Source organism: Desulfosporosinus sp. SYSU MS00001 (genome assembly GCF_049943955.1).
Classification (GTDB): domain Bacteria; phylum Bacillota; class Desulfitobacteriia; order Desulfitobacteriales; family Desulfitobacteriaceae; genus Desulfosporosinus.
In genome coordinates, this window is sequence record NZ_JBNFTW010000031.1 from 1 (window position 1) to 2,090 (window position 2,090).

General features: G+C 35.5%; 2 protein-coding genes. Both read right to left on the bottom strand.

The features are described from left to right. On the bottom strand, positions 1 to 452 hold a 452-nt coding region (locus ACPUYX_RS20810), incomplete at its 3' end, for a hypothetical protein (RefSeq protein WP_426381492.1). Then, the coding region (locus ACPUYX_RS20815; RefSeq protein WP_426381493.1) for a hypothetical protein at positions 453 to 2,090 on the bottom strand (1,638 nt) is incomplete at its 5' end.

Sequence of the window (2,090 nt, forward strand, 5' to 3'; positions counted from 1 at the left end):
AAAATTGCATCATAGTAATTTGTCCCCTGTGCTATGGTATACCTTTCAGTAAATTTATCATCTTTCAAAATTTGTAGTCCGTCATAAGCTTCTACGTCTCTGTAAATCTTATTGTTTTCCTCTATCCTAGTCGGTGTGCTTAACAAAAATATGCCTAAGCTCCACTCAATCCAGTTTAAATCTGGCATTTGGAGCATAAAGAAAGGCTGAATTCTATCACTCAGCCAGTTTATGCTTCCATCATCTTCTATTTTTAATTTAGCAGTACGTTTAATATCTGCCATGTATTGCATATCTATTTCGCCACTTACTACAGTAGAAAGAGTAGATTTCTTAATCTCATTTTTGTCCAAGAGGTCATATCGAAACTTTATGTTTCTGCTACAATTTTTCATATGCAGTACATCCATAACCTGTTGCTGAGTATATCCCCCAATATTTAAACTCTGCATCTATACCGCCTCCTGGTAGCTAGTTTTATTGATTGTGAAGCTGACCGTCCATAGATTAGGTATTTCGTCTACAATGTCTAAGCTATCCACGGTGCAGAATATTCTCCTACCTCGGTTATCCCTATAGAGTAATATCTGCCTAGATTCTATTAAGCTTTGTAACATATTTAGGTCGTTAATATCTAAGACAGTGAAGCTTAAAGCTAAATCATCTGAATCATGCTCTCCGAATTCTGCTACTTGGTCTGTACGTCCTGCGAACTTCATCATTGCCCTTTCAACGCTCTTTTTCTGCTGTCTGCTTGGATTATATTTTAAATTAACAAACTGTGAATAATCACTTGCTAGGCTTAATTGTGCATCCCTAAAGCTAGTTGATGTGCTTATAGTATTACTATCTGCGGTTGTTCCATTAGAGCCAACACCAGTTATTTTGTATTGGTAGCTTTGCCCGTTGGTTGGTGTATAGTCTGTATAACTTCCATTGTTGGCTATGCCTTTTGCTATCCTAGTCCAATTAAGTTCATTGGTTCCTTTGCGGTATACATCGTTAATTACCGCCTTTGCTATGTCTTGGATACTAGGCTTGAAGGTTAATTGAAGTTGAATGTAGTCTGTATATATGGTCGAAGCAGTAGTTCCATCCGAAGCATCTGTATAGGCTATAAAGTAAACAAACCCATTAGAATCAATTACAGTACTTATATTTGAGGTTGCTCTACTATAAAGAGAAACTGTATTATTCGATGTATTTCCTGTACTTCCTGTCCATGCTGAATTAGCCCATATATCTAAATAAGCTTTATTCCCCAAAGGTGAAACCCCATATCCATAAGCATTGCATGTAACCTTACTTACGTTATTTTTCAACCAATTTACCTTACTTGCTGTATCAGTTCCCGTTGTCGGAATTGTTCCATAAACATCTTCAAACGCACGAATTAAATTCCATTGATATAATTCTTGAGGTTTAACTCCATTTACATTTGTACTTATACTATATGAACTATTATCCAATGTAGCTAATTGGGTGTAGTTTGTTTGAGAACTTTCTACCCATGCGGAGGTTGTTCCACTTGTTGCTACAAAAGGTAAGTTTGCATCACACCAAGCTTGGGAAGGTTCGTTTCCTGCTCCGAATGTTGCGGTTAAATCAATTACTTGAACTTGTTGTACTTGCATTACTTTACCATTTGCTGTTGTAGCATCAGCGTAAGTGTTATATGGCAATACTCTTAAAGGTTGTGTATTATATCCTCCGTTCCATGTTAATATCCCAGATAATGTATACCATTGATTTTGAACAGGAGAATTTATAGAATTAACAATATACGAACTTGCACTTGAAGTATCTAATTTTATAGATATAGATGTAGATATATTATTTGTTACAAACATTTTTGCTTTAACATAATATTTATGAGTATCTGTTGCATTTATCGAAGTTGATGAATACGCAAAGAAATTCTGAAATGAACCTGTACCCGTAACACTTAAAGTATTATTTGAAACTGATATGGTTGCATTACTTCCTGCCCACCCAGTAGTACCATTGCTAAAATCTCCATTAGTAACAACGTTATTGTAAGTATAAGTAGCATTAGGTGCTTGTAATGAACTATTTGCCATATACTTAGC